This window comes from Pseudomonas sp. P5_B2 (genome assembly GCF_056400445.1).
This window is the reverse complement of record NZ_JBFULH010000724.1, coordinates 1-1,898: the sequence shown is the minus strand read 5'-3', so window position 1 is coordinate 1,898 and position 1,898 is coordinate 1. Positions and strand designations below refer to the sequence as shown.

The 1,898-nt window shown below is 57.2% G+C and carries 1 protein-coding gene and 1 pseudogene; both read left to right on the top strand.

What is annotated here, in order from left to right:
• The first annotated feature begins 374 nt into the window (after positions 1-374).
• Positions 375-1,817 (top strand): cytochrome-c oxidase, cbb3-type subunit I, encoded by a 1,443-nt coding sequence (ccoN, locus tag AC1DRJ_RS26035; protein ID WP_477804682.1) that lies wholly within the window; start codon positions 375-377, stop codon positions 1,815-1,817.
• Positions 1,817-1,898 (top strand): annotated as a pseudogene (locus tag AC1DRJ_RS26030) (cytochrome-c oxidase, cbb3-type subunit II); the annotation flags it as partial. The gene ccoN and the pseudogene AC1DRJ_RS26030, both read left to right, overlap by 1 nt.

Sequence of the window (1,898 nt, the reverse complement as noted above, 5' to 3'; positions counted from 1 at the left end):
GGTCTAAGCTTGCTCGATGCGGACTGGCATGAGCCGGTTCCAGGTCGTTTTTAGCCGATGTGTTCGACGATTCTGTTCGATGACAAGCTGCAAAGGCTGGTAATTACCGGCTGTCGCGCCAATTGCCGTCGGTCACTCGATCGTTGCGATTGAACACGTCCCGTTACAACTGACCGGACCCCCTCACCATTTTCGTCCGCCGAGACATTTTGCCCTTGGGTGATTTTGTCCTTACGCGGCGCATGGAAAGGCCGCAGAATCAGCTTTTGAAAGCCTTGACCGGGGTCATGGCGCGTTGCAATGACCCCCTGCTTTCTCCATACTTGCGGCCGATTTTTACTCCTAATAAAACACCCAAACCGTGGAACCTTAGAATGAGCACAGCAATCAGTCCGACTGCTTATAACTATAAGGTAGTCCGCCAGTTCGCCATCATGACGGTGGTCTGGGGGATACTTGGCATGGGGGTCGGTGTCTTCATCGCCTCACAGCTCGTATGGCCGGAATTGAACTTCGGTCTGCCGTGGACGACTTTTGGACGCTTACGCCCGTTGCACACCAACCTGGTGATTTTCGCCTTCGGTGGTTGTGCACTGTTCGCCACTTCTTATTACGTCGTGCAGCGAACCTGCCAAACGCGACTGATTTCCGACAGCCTCGCGGCCTTCCACTTTTGGGGATGGCAAGCGGTGATCGTCGGTGCCGGTATTACTTTGCCGCTGGGTTACACCACCAGCAAGGAATACGCGGAGCTGGAATGGCCTCTCGCGATTCTGCTGGCCATCGTCTGGGTCGTCTACGCACTGGTGTTCTTCGGCACCATCATGAAGCGCAAGACCAAGCACATCTATGTCGGTAACTGGTTCTTCGGTGCCTTCATCCTCGTGACTGCGATGCTGCACATCGTCAACCACATATCGCTGCCGGTCAGCCTGTTCAAGTCTTACTCGGCTTACGCCGGTGCGACCGACGCAATGGTCCAGTGGTGGTACGGTCACAACGCGGTCGGTTTCTTCCTGACCACCGGCTTCCTGGGGATGATGTATTACTTCGTTCCGAAGCAGGCCGAGCGTCCGATCTACTCCTATCGCCTGTCTATCGTGCACTTCTGGGCGCTGATCACCCTGTACATCTGGGCCGGCCCGCACCACCTGCACTACACCGCGCTGCCGGACTGGGCTCAGTCGCTGGGCATGGCAATGTCGATCATCCTGCTGGCACCAAGCTGGGGCGGCATGATCAACGGCATGATGACCCTGTCGGGCGCCTGGCATAAGCTGCGCACCGACCCGATCCTGCGCTTCCTGGTCGTGTCGCTGGCGTTTTACGGCATGTCGACCTTTGAAGGCCCGATGATGGCCATCAAGACCGTCAACGCGCTGTCTCACTACACTGACTGGACCATCGGCCACGTACACGCCGGTGCTTTGGGCTGGGTAGCGATGATCTCGATCGGCGCGGTTTACCACATGATTCCGAAACTGTTCGGTCGCCCGCAAATGTACAGCGTCGGCCTGATCAACGCACATTTCTGGCTCGCAACCATCGGTACCGTTCTGTACATCGCTTCGATGTGGGTCAACGGCATCACCCAAGGCCTGATGTGGCGTGCAATCAACGATGACGGCACTCTCACCTACTCGTTCGTCGAAGCGCTGCAAGCCAGCCACCCTGGTTTCATCGTTCGCGCCGTGGGCGGTGCGTTCTTTGCCAGCGGCATGCTGCTCATGGCCTACAACGTATGGCGTACCGTACGCGCCTCGAACCCGGTAGAAGCCAAAGCCGCCGAACAGATCGCTGTAGTTGGAGCTCACTGATGAAGCATGAAGCAGTCGAGAAGAATATTGGCCTGCTGGCCTTCTTCATGGTTATCGCCGTCAGCATCGGCGGCCTGACCC